Raw genomic sequence first — 17,819 nt, forward strand, 5'->3', positions numbered from 1 at the left:
TTGTAAAGGGCCAGATTATTGAGTAACATTTTCATTGGATATTATTGTTGAAATATAGAGCAAAATAAAGATTCACTCCATTTTGATCAATCTTTTTTCAAAATGGAGTCTTTTTATTTACTGATAAAGTTTTTTTATCAATCGAAGAATTAAAAATGACAACATGTATAAAGTGCTACTGCTCTCATACTTGTTGTCATCAATCTAAAGTGAACCAAAACAAATTAATTATTGATCACTAGTTTAAACTTTGAGAATTATTTTCTTTAATCATTTCTTCTTTTTTTATGTTTGCAATAAATACACCTAATAAAGTAATTAAGCCCCCACTTATTGCAGAAAATTGTGGAACTTCACCAAGCCAGATCCATGCTATAAGAAATGCAAAAACAGAGGTTAAATAAAGTGTACTTGTTGCTTCAGCTGCTCCAGTTCGTGAGGTAACATAAGCTAGAGTAAAATAAGGAATGATTGTTGGAAAGACTCCAAGATACAAAATGACTAATGTTGTATTTAACGGGGCATCCATAATTGCTTCACTTAGACCAGGTGAGAAAAGTAGCATAAAAAATGTACCTGACCAAATTGCGTACATCGTAAAGGGAAAAGCCCCATACTTTTTTAGATATCGATGTTGAAAAACAAAATAAATACTTTCTGAAAGGGATGCTATTAAAACGATCATAACCCCAGAATTAAGTGAAAAACTTTCATTTGAATCTCCAACAGAAATAAATGCTACACCACAAAGACCAATAAGTGAACCAAGCCATCCCCATAATCCAAGCTTCTCACGATAAAAGAATACAGCTAACAGAGCAGTGAATATCGGAGTTGTTGAAACAAGTAAACTCGCAATCCCAGCACTAATCGTTTGCTCTCCATAATTTAGGGCTACTTGATACACGGTGAAACCTGAAAAGCCAAGTAATAAAATAATAGGGATATCTTTTAACTCAGGCAAAGGGGTTTTTGTAATAATTGCTATGATGATTAAGACAAATGAGCCTACTAATAACCGCAATAATGAAATATGTTCAGGCGAATAGGCTGACAATGCAACTCGTATTCCTGGAAAAGCTGATGCCCATAAAATGATTGTTATGAAATGAGCAGAAATAATCTTAAAATCAAGTGTTTTAAACATGAATACACCTCTTATCCAACCAATTAAATTTATAATTTCAATATTAATAGGTTTTTGCTAAAACTTCTCCAACCGGTTAAAATGAAAAAAACCAACCAGTCAGAAGAGGAATTACTAATGAAAAAACCAAAATATCAATTAATTATTGATTTTATAAAAGAAAAAATTGCTAAAGGGGAGTGGGCGATTGGAAGTCCCATACCAAGTCAACGTAATTTGGCAAAACAGTTTGAGGTTAATCGTAGTACAGTCATAACGGCGTTAGAGGAGCTGATGGCAGAAGGGCTACTAGAAGGTAAAGCTGGGAAGGAAACAGTCGTCACCAATAATACTTGGACTTTGATGGGGGCAAAATACTCGACTAACTGGAATGAAAACGTCACTTTAGGCATTCATAAACCCAGTGTATCTATGGTGCAGGAAATTAATCAGGCTGAATCGAATACGAATCTCATTCAATTGAGTAAGGGGGAGCTATCACCAGAAATGTTCCCCTTAGAAGAGATGAAATTCATCGTTCAAAAAATATCAAATCAATTGACCTCGTTTGGCTATGAAGAGCCGAAAGGTAATTTAAAATTACGCCAAGCCATTAGTGACTATTTAAAGGTAAGGGGTATCGAAGCATCACCTTCATCCATTCTCGTAGTTTCAGGTGCGCTCCAAGCTTTACATTTAATTTCAATTGGATTACTAAAAAGAGGTTCTACGGTATTGCTAGAGATGCCGTCCTATCTTTACTCGTTGACTGTTTTTGAGTCTGCGGGGATGGAGTTGCAAGGATTAGCGATGGACAAGGAGGGGCTAATCATCGATTCAATTTATTTGAAAAAGGAAAAAGGAAAAAATATTTTATATACGATTCCAACCTTTCATAATCCTACAGGCGCCTTAATGCAAGAAAAGAGACGAGAGAAATTAATTGCTTATTGTGAAAGAGAGCAGCTACCAGTTATAGAAGATGATGTGTACCACGATTTATGGATTGATAACCCACCACCTAAACCACTAAAAGCAATGGACCTTTATGGAAATGTATTATATGTTGGGAGTTTATCAAAAACCCTTAGTCCAGGATTACGAATTGGCTGGATAGTTGGCTCGGAGTCAGTTATTAATCGATTAGCGGATTTAAAAATGCAATCCGATTATGGATCAAGTACTCTTTCCCAGCTCGTTGCCGCAGAGTGGTTATCTAGTAATTTCTATGATAGTCATCTTGATAAAGTAAGAGAACAACTTAGGGTTCGTAGAAAAGTTGCTTTAGATGCACTGGATAAATATTTGAGTCCTTATGCTACGTGGGACATCCCAAAAGGTGGTTTGTTCATATGGGTAAAAATAAAACCTGAATTCAAAGTAAAAAGGCTATTTGAAAAAGCATTTTCCAATAATATTCTTCTAAATCCTGGTAGTATTTATGCAGAAAAGACTGGACAGTTTATACGAATCTCTTATGGGTATGCTTCACTCGATGAAATAAAGGTAGGCATATTCAAATTAAGCGAAATAATAAAAATTAAATAGATATAATGCTATAATTCTTTAGTGAATTAAAGCGGTTTCTGAATTTGAAATGAAAACAAATTATAAAATATTAGACAAATAAAATATTTTAGGTTAAAAAACAGCATAATGCATTTTATCAATTCACATCTAGGTGTTTTTTCTTTGATATCAAACTTAGTTAGTTTCATTATAGAAATTTGGAGAGTTGAATGTTTTTGTAACAATAAAGTTGTTAAGTTTACAATAAAGTCATAAAAGAATAGTAAAACTATTTATTTAACAACATTTCTTTAATAAGGAATGTGTCTTTGGGTTTGACTGGGAAAAATGTCGATGATTTTAAAATAGACACCGAAGTGTCTTATGTTTTTCAAATAAGCATACCGATAAATTGAAATTTAGTTACTTAATATTATGTTTATCTTGGGAGCGAGGTATTTTATCGGTGAGTGTATACAAACCATGTAATGCTTGCTGTTAATAATGCTGACGAAATCATAGCTGTAAGAACACTGTATGTTTGCCAAATAAGTATCGTGGACCAATCGATAGCACAGCACAGTATACCAAGGGAAATCGTAGCGATCAGGAAAATAACTGTTACAATTATTCTCTTTTTTGTCATTGGCCGGCGCTCATTCGTTTTCCTTCTGCGTAATCCTAAGAGAAATAGCAGAACGGCCAATAAGCAAAGAATAATAGTGATAGACGACAAAACGATATCCAAAAGCTGTGTGCCGCTTATTTCATATGACTGAGTTAGATTGCCGTCTATTATATCTTTCACTTTTAGGACCAAGTTTATATTGGTATTTGCGCCGTTGCTCAACAAACAGACGCCTATTCGTTCATTTAGCAGTATGGCTACTTCGGTTCTGAAATTTGGGTTGCCGCCAGTGTGTTCTATAATCGTTTGGTCAGCGTTTACCGACCAGCCTGCCGCATAATACATATCGTTGACAGCCGAAACAGACATATCACCCTTATGTGATTTTTCGATAACCGTGTAAAATATTTCGGGTATGTCCTGCACAATACCCATCTGTATGCCCATCCAACGCGCCATATCTTTTGTATTAGAAATGATGTAGCCTGCGGGCTTATTCCCAGCATAATCCGGAGCTTTAAATGGAGTTGTCATAAAAAAGGAAGAACGATAGCCCTGTGCCAACTGTCCAGTAGCTTCAGCATCTTCTTTATAAACATACGTATGGTGTAGACCTAACGGCTGAAATACCTGTTCCCTCATAAAGTCTTCATAACTTTGTCGCGATACAATCTCAATAACCAAACCCAACACGTCATAATTAACGGTTCCATAGTTATACTGTTCACCGGGAGGGAATGCCAATTCAGTATCTACGAGCATTTCCACAGTCTTTTGCAACATATCCGGTGTATTACCTTGTGGGATATTTTGAACCTTATGCCTAATATTTGTTAGACCACTGGTATGGTGAAGAAAGTTATTTAGTGTAAGGCTTTGCATATCAACAGGTTTCCCTTGATACTTTAACGTAAACCAAGGTAAATATTTTTGGACAGGGTCAGTCATTGAGAGCTGCCCTTGCTCTTCTAACAGCATAATACCCATACCGGTAAAAGCTTTACTGACCGAGGCTAACTCATAGAGTGTATTTTCACTTGCAGACAACCCCTTTTCACGGTCAGCATACCCTGAAGAAAAGTAGAACACTTCATCATCAGCAAGTATTGAGATTGACATTCCCGGCACACCTGATATACGAGTGGCATCTTCTAGCAACGCTTGTATTGCCGCAGATTTCGAATCTGACAACGCATAACTTTGTGTTGAGAATCCTGAGAATAATATAAATATCGATAATACAAAAACTATAATCTTTTTCATAAACTCTCCTTTTTTGAAAAATTATAAGAGAATAATATAAATAATCTACTTTTACAACTAACTAAATTCAATTTATCTTTCTATTCACCTATATAATATCAAGTAATTGTAAAGAGTTACACTTAACGAACAGATGTGTTAGTACAATAAGAAAAACGATTTCAACAATCGGGCACGTTTCTTGTGTAGAATTGTGGCTTTTATATTATTTGAGCTATTTAGTTGAGAAGAAAATAAATATTATCAACAAAGTGAACTCAATAGAACAAAGAATAATTTATAAAGGACTGATCTTAATAAGTATAATTTCACTAATCAAACCATTAAGAAAGTATGAGGATTATGTTTATAGAGCAAATGCCTATGAGCTTTTATTCATGAGAAAAAAGGCAATCCGGATATTAAATTTGTCTACCAAACAACCAAATTTCAGCAAAGAAGAGAAATCAAGTGGTTTTATTTATTTAGGGATATTATATTCAAAAACAAAAGAATTTAATTTAGCTTCGGATTGCTTCCATCAAGGGCTTGAACTAATGGTGTATGTGAATTTTAATTACCATGACAACTTTAAGAAAGCCATTGAAACATTTATAAAAAGTGAGGATTTTGAAAGGGCAAATTTTTGGTTAAACAATCTAATTCAACGACAAAGTTATGATAATAAATTCAAGAAACTTGGTGAATTAGAAAAGAAAGTAAAGTGATCTTTATTCAACAATCGGGCGCGATTATTAGGAAAGCGTCCTTTAAAGGGACATTAATGGAATACATCTTTATAGAAAAGAGTGTTGGATAATCATGTTAAAATTTAAGTTGTACAGTATTAAGGGTGAATACGTGTTGTTAACGGGAAAATCTAGTTGAACGGTGTTTAAAAACTCTTAATGGAAGCAACTCTTATTAATTGTTCTAAAAAGAGGTTGTGCTATGATTCTAAGCAAACTTTGGCATCATTATGAGGCATACAAACGTATCCAAGGGTATAGGCCAAATACATTGTGAAGCGGATTCTCTTCAACTATTGGGCAAGTACCGTGAAAGAATGCAGAAATGGTGGAGGAAAAAAATGAACAAAACTGAGAGGCAGCTTGCAATCACGCTTGAATTACAGCGAAGCAAAACACTGAGAGCAGAAGATTTAGCTTCTCAATTTGAGACAAGTGTGCGTACGATATATAGGGATATTCAAGCATTAAGTGAGGCTGGGGTTCCAATTTTAGGCGCCCCTGGACTGGGTTACTCCTTAATGGAAGGATATTTTCTACCCCCGGTTAGGTTCACAGCAGAAGAGGCCGTCTCCCTGCTCATGGGAGCTGATTTTATCGAGCAAAGGTTGGATACAGATTATGGTATTTATGCAAAGTCCGCTAAACGCAAAATCGAGGCTACTTTGTCGGAGTCAGTTCGTAACGAGTCAAGGCTTGTTCGGGAAACAATGCGACTCCTTCATATAGGTGAGCAATCAACTGAAGAGCGGGTAAAAACGTATCTTAATCAAGTTCGCGATGCCATTTTGAAACAGTGCAAAATCAGTTTTATGTATATTAAAAAAATGCCAGGAGCAGATGGGAATCGGAAAAATAAACGTGTGGTCTCTCCATATGGATTAACACTTGTCCATGAAAATTGGGTTTTACTAGCATACTGCGATATGAGGCAAGAAATGCGTCATTTTCGCTTGTCCCGGATGACCGAACTTTCTGTGTTGGAAGATCAATTTCTTCTACCAAATGATTTTGACCTAAGTAGCTATCGGCCACCTGACAATCGAGACGAAAGTATAATAATTAGGGCAAACCCCGAAATTGCCGACAAAATCATAGAGGCAGTTAATTTTTATATTGAATCCATTGAGGAGCGGAAGGAGGATGTAATCTTTCAATTTCGTGTTCGGTATCCAGAGGAAATATTACATCATTTACTTGGCTGGGGCGGAGATATCGAGGTGATTGAACCGAAATCTTTACGCTTCAAGATTCGGGAAGTAGCGAAAAAAATTTTAGAACACTACTGACATACACCTGTCAGTAGTGTTCTTTTATACTGTGATTATACCAAGATGAAGAGGAGCTGCTTGAAGGATGAAAAGTACAAAGGAAGTATTGAAGTCAATTGAACTTACAGTAGAAAGATATTTGGCAGAACTAACAAAACTTAATATGGATAAATTACATAGAAAGCTGAACGAAGAAGATTGGTCCATTGGACAGATGTATGTACATTTAATTCAATCTGCTTTCATGCATCTACATAATGTCGAGCAATGTTTAGTTGGCAGTGAATCGACATTGAACCCAGCGAAGGAAAAAACTGAGCAAGGTAAGATTGTATTTAAACTAGAACAATTTCCTGCTGTTCGTATTAAGGTCCCTGCTTCGCCGAATTATACTCCGCAACCACCAGAGAGTATGGAGCATTTGGTAGAAGGACTTCACAGTGTAGTGGAAAGGATGAGGAATACAGAGTCAGTTCTACATCAATCGCCTGAAAGTAACAAGATACTTCATCCGGCGTTCGGTGCATTAAACGCGCAAGAATGGTTTTTGTTAATTGAAATGCATTACAGACATCATTTTTTACAACTGGATCGGTTGAAAACGAGTTTAGCATTTGAAGAGTAGGGGGATTCGTCATGTCGACTATAACTAGTCAGAAAAGCAGATATTGGATTGGCGTTGTATCCGCTTCTCATGTGAATTTAGCCAAAGAAGGTGGGTTTGCACAGTTGTGTCATGGTAAGGCAACACCTTTGCGTAAAATGTCTCCAGGTGATTGGCTGATATACTATTCTCCTCGCACAGACATGTCCAAAGGAAAGCCAGTTCAAGCATTTACTGCTATTGGTCAGGTTACGGACAACGGAACTTACAAACATCAAGTGTCGGAGTCGTTTGTGCCATTTCGCAGAGATATTCGATATATTCCTTGTCGAGAAGTTAAGATTGCATTGTTGTTAAACCAGCTCACTTTTACGAGTGGAAATCGCAATTGGGGGTTTACATTCCGTCGAGGTCATTTTGAAATTGGAGCGGAAGATTTTATGACAATCGTTACCTCGATGTTAGATGGTGAGGAACAGGCTTTATCCGAGATTTTAAAACACTGATTACAATTTGTGAACAGCTTCACTTAAACTATAGAGTGATTTAGTTAGATAACAAGCTTCAACAATCGGGCGCTTTCTTTCCTAAGAATGTGCCCATTTGTATTGTAGGGCCATTTTCTTGAATAACATATTTAAAGAAAAGCGTTATAGGCAAAGAAATTGTGAAGATTTTCACTTAAACCAACTGAGCAGGATGTTAAAGGGTACGTTACTTCTAAAAAGAGTAATCTAAATGAGAGAAATAAAAATGACAAAAAAGGTATCAAGAATACTCTTCTAGATACCTTTTATCTAAAGTTCAAGGTAGCCTTAAAGGGTGCTTTTTTGCTTCTCTTTAAATATTAGTTTTATTTTTCTTGTTCTAACCAACCCTCAAATAGGGTATCATCTTTTAAATCAAAATAGTATTTTACGAATCTCACAAATTCTCTAGTATCAACTTCTTTATATCTATAAAAATGGTAATAGCTTCTTAAAAATTTTTCAGCTTCTTTAACCTCCCCATTATCTTTAAATAATTCCCATAACTTTCTGGCAGATTTTCCATAGACATATGTTGGGTCATGAATAAGCGGAAAGCTAAGACAGGACTTTTATTTACAGTAGATTCTTTTAAAAAACTTTCATTCAATTAAGACACTCATGTAGACATGGGTGTTTTTTGTTATAGGTCCATTATCTTGAAAAACCTTTGTGCAAAAATAAAATTTATTTCTTTTAACAGTTATACTTAATAGTGAAGTAAGTAGCCAAGATTTTTGTTAGGTTTTGAAGAATAATTCACTTCAAGAAATAACTCGATATGCAACTTTTTTAAATTTTTTCTTTGATATTTAGACGAGCTATGTTTTTCCATGTTGTCGTTTTTTCATTGACTGGCTAAAGAACGTACCTGCAATAACGAATAAAGCACCCACGTAATGGTAAACAGTAAGCATCTCATTTAAGAATATTGCCGATAAGATGTAACCGAAAATAGGTGTTAGAAATAAAAAATTATTTGCTCTAACAGCATCAAATTTAAGCAGGTAAAACCAAAGGATCATAGCAATAATAGAAGTCATAACAACCTGCCAAAATAGTCCGATCAAAAAATATGGATCAAACTGAATATAAAAATCCGGCTCTAATAAGAAAACAAAGGGGATTGCTATTAAACTGCCGAAAATAATTTGCCAGGTATTAACGACAATTTGAGGCAGGTTCAGTTGTATTTTACTATAAAACACACTTCCAATGCCCATGGATAATACTCCTACTCCCAGAGTAATTAGCCCAAATAATGTGGCATTCAATGATTCTAAATAAGGAATAATAGCAATCATGATTCCAAATGCAGAAATGGCCATTCCTAGAATTTCTTTTTGTCCTATCTTTCTATGAAGAAAAATGGAGGCAAGAAAAGCTACAATAAATGGATTTATTGTAATAAATAAATTAAAAATTGTGGAATCCACATACGCAAGGGATAGGAACGAGCAGCCAACATAAAGAGTTGTATTTAAAATACCAAGTATTATTAAATTTGCCCATTCCGATCCTTTAGGATATGGATAGTTTCTGAAGATATATACGAACAAAAACAGTATAACTCCTGCACATAGCAATCGTACAGAAGCAAAAATCAAAGGGCTGGCTGAAAAAAGACCTATCTTAGTGGCGATTGCTCCACTCGCCCAAATAAAAGCATAAAATATCCCTACTTTATTTATTTTCATCATTTATCACTGCCTTTATGGAATATAGCTTCAAGTATAAGTATTTGCATTCAATTAATAAAATTGATAATTTGAATTATATCCATCATGTTTTCTGATGGATTGGAAGGAGGAATTGGTTAATGGAAATACGCCATTTGAAAACTTTTAAAACGATAGTTGAAACTGGTGGATTTACAAAAGCTGCAGACAAACTAGGATATGCACAATCAACGATCACTTCACATATTAAATCCCTTGAAATTGAACTCGATCAACCACTTTTCGATAGAATCGGTAAACAAATCATTTTAACAGAAACCGGAAAACAACTATTACCCTATTCCAATAAAATGCTTCAACTTTACAAAGATATAAAAGAAGTCACTTCCGTAAATGGAGAGGTTGGTGGAGATATTGTTATTTCGGCCCCTGAAGCATTATTGATCTATCGTTTTCCACCGATAATTAAAGAATTTAAGGATAAATATCCAAATGTAAATATTGAATGGCATCATTTAGATCCATTGAATTTTAAAGAAGAATTAATTACAGGGAATGCAGATATCTCGTTTTTATTGGGAAATGAATTAAATGATGTAGACATACAAACAGAAAAACTTTGGGATGAACGGATGATGTTTTTGTATCCGAATGATTTTGATTGGAATAATACATGTAGCAATTTACTTTACACAGAGAAGGGGTGCAGCTATCGGTTTCTGTTTGAACAGTTTATTCAGGAATATAATATTCCTTCAAAATCGACAATTGAATTCTGGAGTATTGAGGCCATCAAACAATCAATAATCAGTGGACTTGGAATATCCATGCTACCATACGTTACTGTGGAAAATGAGCTTAGTGAAAAAAATTTATCGGGGATGGAGTATCAAACCGATGGTAAAATTGCTACTTATTTGATGTATCATAAGAACAAATGGCTGTCTCCTGCGGTCAAAGCGTTTATTGAAATGGTTAGAAAACATGTACAGCGATGACTGGAAAACCAGTTTGTTCAACAAACGGGTGCGTTTATTTAGAAACACGTCTTTTTCTTTTAAAGGGCCATTTTTCTGAAATAAGGAAAGCATCTTTCTTCATAAATAGTGACACTTTATGGAACAAATAGGTAACTTAATTAACCTTTATCCGTCTAACAATCCGGGGAGGGATAATTTGGGTTTACAAGGACGTTTTCTGCCTTGCCTATCGCTTTGATTATACAACGCCGCAGACAAAATCCAGTTTTAAATCAAGAAGAAATTGAGCAATTAATGCAAGCAATGCTCCGTTATTACAATGAGGAGAAGGATCTGCGGGGTTACCTTTCAGTAGGAGGCTGGGCTCACGGCGCATCTCACGGTGCAGATGTTTTTGTTGAGTTGGTGCAGTGCGAGGAAAGCAGCGTTGCGATGCTACGTGAGGTTCTTGTCGCTATTTCTGGCATGCTACTTAATGGAATACATATTTTTAGTGATGAAGATGATGAGCGGTTGGTCAATATCGTGATACGATGATTGACAAAGAGTTACTGCAACATCAAGAAATTGCTGATTGGATTAGCTGCTTAGCGCAATGCTGCGATTGTCCGAGAAGTCGCTGTCAGGTGATTGCTCGCGTGAACAGCAAGAATTTTTACACAGTCTCTATTTCAGAAGGGGACAGATAGCCGGGGGAAAAACGGTGCGCCAATTGATGTAATTCAAAGTTTACTGGGTCATGAAAAGAGTCAGACTACAAAGATATACACTCAGCTAAGCGGAAGCTAAGACAGGATTTATACAGTAAATACTTTTAAAAACTTTCATTCAATTAAGACACTCATGTAGAAATGGGTGTTTTTTGTTATAGGGCCATATAATTGAATAAGAAATTATATAAAATAGGAATTTATAAATAGAGATAGCGTCAGGAAAACAGTGGATTTATAACGCAAAGGAAGTTTCACTATTAAAAAATCTAATTTCTCAGTATTAAAAATGAGAAATTAGATTTTTTCATTAATAGAAAGAGACTTATAAGTATTTATCACTAATCACTTTCATATGGTGTAACTCGTGCCCGGCAATGCCATATGCAATGGTACCTACCGAAACTGGGCTGTTCATTACAGTTCCATTACGAACCCACGCAGCTTCATCAATAGTTGAAATCAGGCTTAACGTATTGGAGCGTACCATGTCTAAACCAGCTAGTAACTGTTCCCAAGATAATTTGTTGAAGTTTGCCGCAGAAACGTATTGATCTTGATCCATTGATGGGAGTGTTTCACCTTCATTTCGTGCAATGGCAAGCATTCGATACGACATCACACGTTCCGAGTCGGTCATATGCCCAATCACTTCTTTTAAAGTCCATTTCCCTGGTGCGTACGTTTTGCTTGCAAACTCCTCTGATACGCTGCCTAAGAGGCTAAGGGTCTTAGTTCGTTGCTTATTCAGTATTTCTTCAATATCTCCATCTGACACAAGACTAACATACCTATCATGCTCTGGATTTTCAATAAATAATGGTCGTGGACGCACAAGAATCCTCCTCATCGGAATAGTTAATTATGGTTGTAGGGTAATATTCTACTTTCGAGAGGATATTTCCTTTATTTAATATTTATTTTCATAATCGTTTCGAAAATATCTTCAATAATCGGGCGCATTTCTTTAATAAGGAATGTGTCTTTTTCCATTTAAGGGCCAGATTGTTGAACAATACCTTAAAAAAAATTGGATTTTTATCTTAGAGTATAGATAAGATTGTGAAGGATTGTAGGTTTTCAAATTTAACATTTCTGTTATTATTTTTTTCTTTTGTGATAGATTTATCGTATTCATTTCGTATTACATAATAGGTACCAATATTCATTGAGCGGGGTGAACAATTGAAAATTACAGAGAACAATGTTGTACAACACATACAGAAAAAAAATGAAAAAGCAATTCCTTTTATTATTAATCAGTATGGTGGTTTACTTACAGCAATCATTAAACGTCATTTAAATTACCAGCAGCAAGATTATGAAGAATGCCTTGATGATGTTTTATTATCGATATGGAATAATATTCATTCCTTTGATCCTAAGAAAAATTCATTCAAACATTGGATTGCAGCGATTGCAAAGTATAAAGCAATTGATTATCAAAGAAGACAAATTACCATACAAAATCAGCAATTTTTAGTTTCAGAAATTGATGATTGCTTGGTAAAAGCACAACAACCATCAGAAGAAAATTGCGTTGAGGAACTCCTTGAGCAATTGTCAGCTGGTGAGCGGAAAATCTTTGAAAAATACTATTTAGAAGGAACCCCTTCAAGTGAAATAGCAAAAGAATTTGATGCGAAAGAGTCTTGGGTTTATAACAAGCTTTCCAGAGGACGTAAAAAGCTTAAAAGTATTTTAGTTCAAAAAAATGGGGTGTGAGGAGTGAGAATATGTCTATTTATAAAGATTTAAATGATATGAATATAGATTTGGAACAGTATGAAGAACAAAACCTTACAAACTTCGAGAAAAAGAAATGGGAAAAGCGTATATTGAAAAAAATTTGTAAAGAAAAGCCATCTCACGTAAAGAAATATTTAGGAGTTACAGCAACTGTAGCAATGATTTTTAGTTTGATTATTGTTACAGGTTTAATTTCACCAACGATGGCTGCGACGATGAAAGAAGTGCCTTTATTATCATCTGTTTTTAAATTTACAGGGGATCTTGGTTTACACGCCGCAGATGAAAAGGGACTCTCAACAAAATTGAATATAAGCGCTACGCATGAAGGCTTTACATTAAATGTAACAGAAGTAGTGTATGATGGTACACGTGTTGCAATTGGGATCGAACGCCATGATAAAGAAGGTGAAAATGCCAAAGAAAATTTATCAGAGCAAATGAGTAATATTGAATTTTTACTAAATGGTGAACCATTGAATCACACCAATTTTAGTAGTGTTTTTGAACAACCAAGTAAGGATAAGAATTCCGTAATTCTTGAATTTGCAGATTTGAAAAACCAAGGTGGAAGTCCTTTTCCAAAGCAATTTAATTTGACATTATCTGCTACAATAACTGGGATCTCTGAACCTTTTAAAATGGATATTCCAGTGAGTGATATTGGTAACTATGTAAACCTACAACCTAATATAAGTAGAAAGTACAAGAATAATCAGTTTACTATTGAACAAATTATGCTAACTCCTATTACAACTAGTATTACGACAAGAATAGCCTTGCTTGATAAATCAACTTCTGTAGATTTCCGGGAAGGAATAAGTATCGAAGTTTATGATGAACAAGGGCATGAACTAAAACTAATTCATGGCAATGGTAGACGTGAGACAAATAAAGGAAATAGCGATCTCATTATGGATTTACGGTTACATCCATTTGAAACTTTACCAAAAGCTATTACGATCAAACCATATATCCATCTTTATAATGACTACCCAAAAGGAACATATCAAGAGGATGAAAATGGTGACCCAGTCATTCAATACATTCCAGAACTAGAAATAACAATACCAATTAACTCACAAGAATAAAAAAGTACAGAAAGTGTGGCAAAGCTCACCTTCTGTACGAACTAGTCAATGAGTACCTTGCATAGCGTATTTAGAACTATAAGCGATTTTAGGAATAAGCCCATATTTTAGTTATCCCATTAAAGGGCGCTGTTTTTGCGCTACATGGATGGATAACGGGGCAGAATAATGGAATTAAGAAAAAATTCCTAAATTTAATTTTAGTATCGAGGAATTACACTTTTTAGAATTAGAATTTCCCTAACATTGTAATTCCGCATTTTCTTAAACTACATCAAGTTGTATGTGTAAAATATCGCTTAAAAAAGTGCAGAATACCTTCTGAAGCAACCCGTCCTAGATTAGAACGGGTTAGCTTTACTGGTTATAAAATTAAATAGCTATATTGTCACTTTATATTACTTCATCTGGTGGTTGTGTCTTTCTCCAGCCATAAAACTGCATGTCGTCTTTTAATTAAATAAATCATTTCAATTCCCACCTTTCATGTTTTTTAAAGAACAAAATTAAAATTGACGAATACGAATATAATTTTCTACTTTTCTTCGGTTCTCTTCAAAGATTTTTTTCACGTATTCATCATGAAGTGCTTTCTCAAGAGAGATCTCACGTTTTGTAATGGTTATCGTGAGAGCAAAAATGTTTAATATCATTTATTATCACCTCCTTAAATTACCACAAAAAAACCGTAGAGAGACTCCCCTACGGTGAAAAAAGGCACAAAAATACCGCAGGGGCACACTTCTCCCTGCGGTATGGGTATGCTTAAATATAAAAAACCTTAAGCGATCCATTCCGATCTGGTCGAATGTGTGTGTTTCATTTTTACTGAAGTTGTAACTACCAATGACATCAATTTAACGATAACGATCATTTCATTCGACCTCCTTAAGAATTTTTTGATTACTTTGTAATTATATCCATCTTTAAGTTGTTTGTAAACATCTTTTACTAAGTTTCCCTGATTTAGTTAATGATGACTAGAAAAACTCTTTGCTACTTTACCTTGTAGTAAAGAGAAGATATAGAAGACTTAAAGCCAAAAAACATAATTATTATTAAGACAGAGATTTCAGAAGTCGTTTAGAATTTTTAAGGCTTGAGAATTTTTAGTACTTAAAGTAAAGGGTGGCTTTTTAAAGGGTAATTTTGATGTCCTTTACTCGAATTTTTTCTCGTATATTAATCTTAATTAGAGTTTTATTTTGATTTTCTTCTAGTTTTGTCTTCAGTGAAATCCCCTAGTTAGGGTTCTTTGTTGTTTTTACTAAAAATTAAATTGCTTTTATTTGAATTTAACACTACATATCGAACTAAGTATCTACTGTAATAAAATTAATATTGTAATATACTATTTTAAATAGGTTAACAATGTTAATTTATGTTTTAATCAAAAATCTCTAGAAAATTTAGTGAAAAATTAGAAGGAGTCCTAAAATGAAAAAGAAAATAAGCTATTTAATCTTACTACTAACTGCCATCTTTATAGTTGGTTGTACTAACGTAGAAGATGCATCGAATACTGATGGAAAAGCTGAATTACAAGAAGTAACAACAAAAAATAGTGATAAAGAAAATACTACGACTGAAAAACAAGTAGTAGAGGAAACATCAACTCAATCAAAAGATTCACTGTTCAAAGGTTACAAACTAATTGAAGTTGACGGTGGTGATTTGTCTGGACATCGCGAACCGAGCGTGGTCGTAGACATTGGTTTTGGGGATCGAGAGTATTGGTCCTTTACGAATGAACACGGGCAATTAGTCCGTGTCATTGCAAACAAAATCGTTTTACAAGATGATCGTACCGAGCCTGTAACATCGTCTGGCAGATACTACGCTGATGAAGCAAAAGTACCTGGTGTTGAAAGAACAGATTTAGATGAAGGACATATTATTGCAGATTCTCTAGGTGGGGTATCAAATGCTTATAATATTACCCCACAAAATAGTACGCTTAACCGCCATGGTGATCAAGCATATATGGAAGACGCTATTCGTAAAGCTGGTGGAGCTACAAATTTTGAAGCAATAATCACATATTCTAATACGGAAACGCAGATTCCTTCTCATTACAAATACACTTACACTTTAAAAGGGAATAAAATTGTAGATGAGTTTGATAACGGTAACCCAGATGAAATAAATAAATCTCTTGGATTAACTGAAAGTAAATCAACTAAGTCAACAAGTTCTAATAAGTCCAATGCTTTGAATGGAACTAAAGATATTTCTAGCATTGATACAGATGGAAATGGTCAAGTAACGATTAAAGAAGCAAAAGCAGCAGGTTATAGTATGCCAATAACGAGTGATCATTGGTTATATCCATATATGCATGATAATGATAACGACGGTATGGTAGGGGAATAAGCACCTAGAACCTAAGGCAAAGAAATTGATCACAGATATAGAAACAATCGAGGCTCTTGTTAAATAAGCTGTTCTGTTCTTCTTGAATTAACGGAGCCGAGGATTGTTAAGTAAATAACAACAAAATAAAAGCGGTCCTTTAAGAAAGAAATCGTTACGAAAGAACAAACGTGGTATGGAGAGTATATTCACCAGCTAAACTATATGTGGTGCCAAAGAATTCGAATATTCAAGAAGTGTGGCGTGTAGGGATGCTGAATGAAAATCATCCATTGTTCTTAAGAGATGGTTTTACTATAGTGAATTTCGAAAATGAGACAATCAAGAGGGCGATCTTAATAATCTGTATCTTTTCTTCTACAAAGTTCACTATATGAGCCAGTGGACAGGTATGGAGGGCTACAAGAGTAGCTTTGTTGACAGCTATGGACATACGTTTAATCTGTAGGAAGGTGACGTTATCTTCTATCATGCCGATCCATCTTCATTTGACGATTTTAATTCGAGCGTTACCCACTATTAAGAGAATAAAATAATGAAAAGCTTAGGATTTAGTTCCTAAGCTTTTATTTTTCGGTTGGGCAGGTGCCCCGTAACGGGTGAATTTTTTGTTGGGGGAGAATTCCTAACTGTAGAAAATTCACAACCAAACTTTATTATAAAGCTATATCAATACTATTTAGGCATTGTATTTACGATCAAACCAATATGTGTAAAGTAATTCATTGCTCCAAATAAAACAAAGGCGATACCTGCTACTGTCCAAAGGAATTTAATAACTTTAGCAAAGTTTGGATTTGCGTTTTTGTTTAAGGCAAAAGGAAATAATACTGCTCCAATCCCTATAATCGCAAATAATCCTGACATAAAAGTTGCCTCTAGCATTGGGTAATCCGCAAAGGCGCCTGATATTGGTTCTTCTGGTGGAGCTGCGAATAGTTGGAATCCGATACCTGCAAATGCGATTGAAATAAGTGCTAGCCCCATTGCCGCAGCAAAATAAGATAATGGTTTTATCAAATATGGCAATTCCTTACTTAAAGTATTGGAAACTATTTTTGAATCGTTCATATTTATACCTTGTTTTAAATATAGATTAGATTTTCTCCATAATAAGACTGATACAGCCAGAAGCAGAATGCCAAAAGCTAGTGAAGTCTCACCGAATATAATATCATCAAATGGGAAGCCAATCTTTGACAATGGCCAAGTAAGGGTCATATGAGCTCCTGTTAGTGTTAATATAAACCCTGGTATTCCAAATCCTATTGCCCAACCTTCTAGTTGTCCCACTTTTTCTTTAGCTAAATGGGAACCAAATCGAATAATTAGTAATAATCCAATCCCAGCTGATACTGACATGATTGTGTTATAGACAGCTGTAACTGACCAATCGATAATCATATAAAAAACTCCTTCTTAATTATCTTGAATTCAAGATATTTTAATTGCAAATAAATTCTATTCCCTTGTCACAAATTTGTCAACAAGATAACAGCAAATTACTTTATTTGCATTGCAATTGAATTTTAAGTCATAATGAACAAGATCAAAACCAATAATTTTATGGATTTGTTGTTT

15 protein-coding genes and 2 pseudogenes are annotated in these 17,819 nt (G+C 34.7%); 11 read left to right on the forward strand and 6 right to left on the reverse strand.

The window, feature by feature from the left end:
• Positions 1-238: 238 nt before the first annotated feature.
• The gene (locus tag MKY49_RS05685; protein WP_341385766.1) at positions 239-1,147 is read right to left on the reverse strand and encodes a DMT family transporter; all 909 of its coding nucleotides are present in this window, start codon (positions 1,145-1,147) and stop codon (positions 239-241) included.
• Between the two features lie 117 nt (positions 1,148-1,264).
• Here MKY49_RS05685 and MKY49_RS05690 point away from each other — a divergent pair, with 117 nt between their 5' ends.
• Positions 1,265-2,674, forward strand: a complete 1,410-nt coding sequence (locus MKY49_RS05690) for an aminotransferase-like domain-containing protein (protein ID WP_341385767.1) — start codon at positions 1,265-1,267, stop codon at positions 2,672-2,674.
• A gap of 421 nt (positions 2,675-3,095) precedes the next feature.
• Here the strand turns inward: MKY49_RS05690 and MKY49_RS05695 are convergent, their stop codons facing one another.
• Positions 3,096-4,526 (reverse strand): serine hydrolase domain-containing protein, encoded by a 1,431-nt coding sequence (locus MKY49_RS05695; protein ID WP_274796127.1) that lies wholly within the window; start codon positions 4,524-4,526, stop codon positions 3,096-3,098.
• A 377-nt stretch (positions 4,527-4,903) separates the two neighbouring features.
• On the opposite strand from MKY49_RS05695, the gene MKY49_RS05700 reads away from it, so the two are divergent.
• From MKY49_RS05700 to MKY49_RS05715, 4 genes are all read left to right on the forward strand, one after another.
• Positions 4,904-5,233 (forward strand): hypothetical protein, encoded by a 330-nt coding sequence (locus tag MKY49_RS05700; protein ID WP_274796128.1) that lies wholly within the window; start codon positions 4,904-4,906, stop codon positions 5,231-5,233.
• Between the two features lie 362 nt (positions 5,234-5,595).
• Positions 5,596-6,543 carry a helix-turn-helix transcriptional regulator gene (locus MKY49_RS05705; RefSeq protein ID WP_341385768.1) on the forward strand — a complete coding sequence of 316 codons (948 nt, stop codon included), beginning with the start codon at positions 5,596-5,598 and terminating at the stop codon, positions 6,541-6,543.
• 67 nt (positions 6,544-6,610) lie between these two features.
• Positions 6,611-7,150: a DinB family protein gene (locus MKY49_RS05710; protein ID WP_341385769.1), complete on the forward strand. Its 540-nt coding sequence runs from the start codon at positions 6,611-6,613 to the stop codon at positions 7,148-7,150.
• Positions 7,151-7,161: 11 nt separating this feature from the next.
• Positions 7,162-7,635, forward strand: coding sequence for an EVE domain-containing protein (locus MKY49_RS05715; RefSeq protein ID WP_341385770.1), 474 nt, complete (start codon positions 7,162-7,164; stop codon positions 7,633-7,635).
• An 842-nt stretch (positions 7,636-8,477) separates the two neighbouring features.
• On the opposite strand, the gene MKY49_RS05720 is transcribed toward MKY49_RS05715, so the two are convergent.
• Complete coding sequence (locus MKY49_RS05720) at positions 8,478-9,356, reverse strand: DMT family transporter (protein WP_274796133.1); 879 nt, start codon at positions 9,354-9,356, stop codon at positions 8,478-8,480.
• A 119-nt stretch (positions 9,357-9,475) separates the two neighbouring features.
• Between MKY49_RS05720 and MKY49_RS05725 the strand changes: the two genes are divergently transcribed.
• The 3 genes and pseudogenes from MKY49_RS05725 to MKY49_RS22995 all read left to right on the forward strand — a co-directional run.
• On the forward strand, positions 9,476-10,333 hold the full coding sequence (locus MKY49_RS05725; protein ID WP_341385771.1) for a LysR family transcriptional regulator: 858 nt from the start codon (positions 9,476-9,478) through the stop codon (positions 10,331-10,333).
• Between the two features lie 183 nt (positions 10,334-10,516).
• Positions 10,517-11,036: pseudogene (locus tag MKY49_RS05730) on the forward strand (DUF2785 domain-containing protein); the annotation flags it as partial.
• Positions 11,015-11,133: pseudogene (locus MKY49_RS22995) on the forward strand (integrase); the annotation flags it as partial. The pseudogenes MKY49_RS05730 and MKY49_RS22995, both read left to right, overlap by 22 nt.
• Positions 11,134-11,350: 217 nt before the next feature.
• Here the strand turns inward: MKY49_RS22995 and MKY49_RS05740 are convergent.
• On the reverse strand, positions 11,351-11,860 hold the full coding sequence (locus tag MKY49_RS05740) for a DinB family protein (protein ID WP_341385772.1): 510 nt from the start codon (positions 11,858-11,860) through the stop codon (positions 11,351-11,353).
• 350 nt (positions 11,861-12,210) lie between these two features.
• Between MKY49_RS05740 and MKY49_RS05745 the strand changes: the two genes are divergently transcribed.
• Complete coding sequence (locus MKY49_RS05745; protein WP_312505344.1) at positions 12,211-12,750, forward strand: sigma-70 family RNA polymerase sigma factor; 540 nt, start codon at positions 12,211-12,213, stop codon at positions 12,748-12,750.
• 11 nt (positions 12,751-12,761) lie between these two features.
• Positions 12,762-13,865 carry a DUF4179 domain-containing protein gene (locus MKY49_RS05750; protein WP_341385773.1) on the forward strand — a complete coding sequence of 368 codons (1,104 nt, stop codon included), beginning with the start codon at positions 12,762-12,764 and terminating at the stop codon, positions 13,863-13,865.
• Positions 13,866-14,371: 506 nt separating this feature from the next.
• On the opposite strand, the gene MKY49_RS05755 is transcribed toward MKY49_RS05750, so the two are convergent.
• Positions 14,372-14,518: a YrzI family small protein gene (locus tag MKY49_RS05755; RefSeq protein WP_274796140.1), complete on the reverse strand. Its 147-nt coding sequence runs from the start codon at positions 14,516-14,518 to the stop codon at positions 14,372-14,374.
• A gap of 784 nt (positions 14,519-15,302) precedes the next feature.
• On the opposite strand from MKY49_RS05755, the gene MKY49_RS05760 reads away from it, so the two are divergent.
• Positions 15,303-16,238 carry a DNA/RNA non-specific endonuclease gene (locus tag MKY49_RS05760; protein ID WP_341385775.1) on the forward strand — a complete coding sequence of 312 codons (936 nt, stop codon included), beginning with the start codon at positions 15,303-15,305 and terminating at the stop codon, positions 16,236-16,238.
• 675 nt (positions 16,239-16,913) lie between these two features.
• Here MKY49_RS05760 and MKY49_RS05765 read toward each other — a convergent pair.
• Positions 16,914-17,642: a DUF981 family protein gene (locus MKY49_RS05765; RefSeq protein ID WP_274796142.1), complete on the reverse strand. Its 729-nt coding sequence runs from the start codon at positions 17,640-17,642 to the stop codon at positions 16,914-16,916.
• Positions 17,643-17,819: the final 177 nt, after the last annotated feature.

The organism is Lysinibacillus sp. FSL M8-0134 (genome assembly GCF_038069745.1).
Taxonomy (GTDB): Bacteria; Bacillota; Bacilli; order Bacillales_A; family Planococcaceae; genus Lysinibacillus; species Lysinibacillus irui.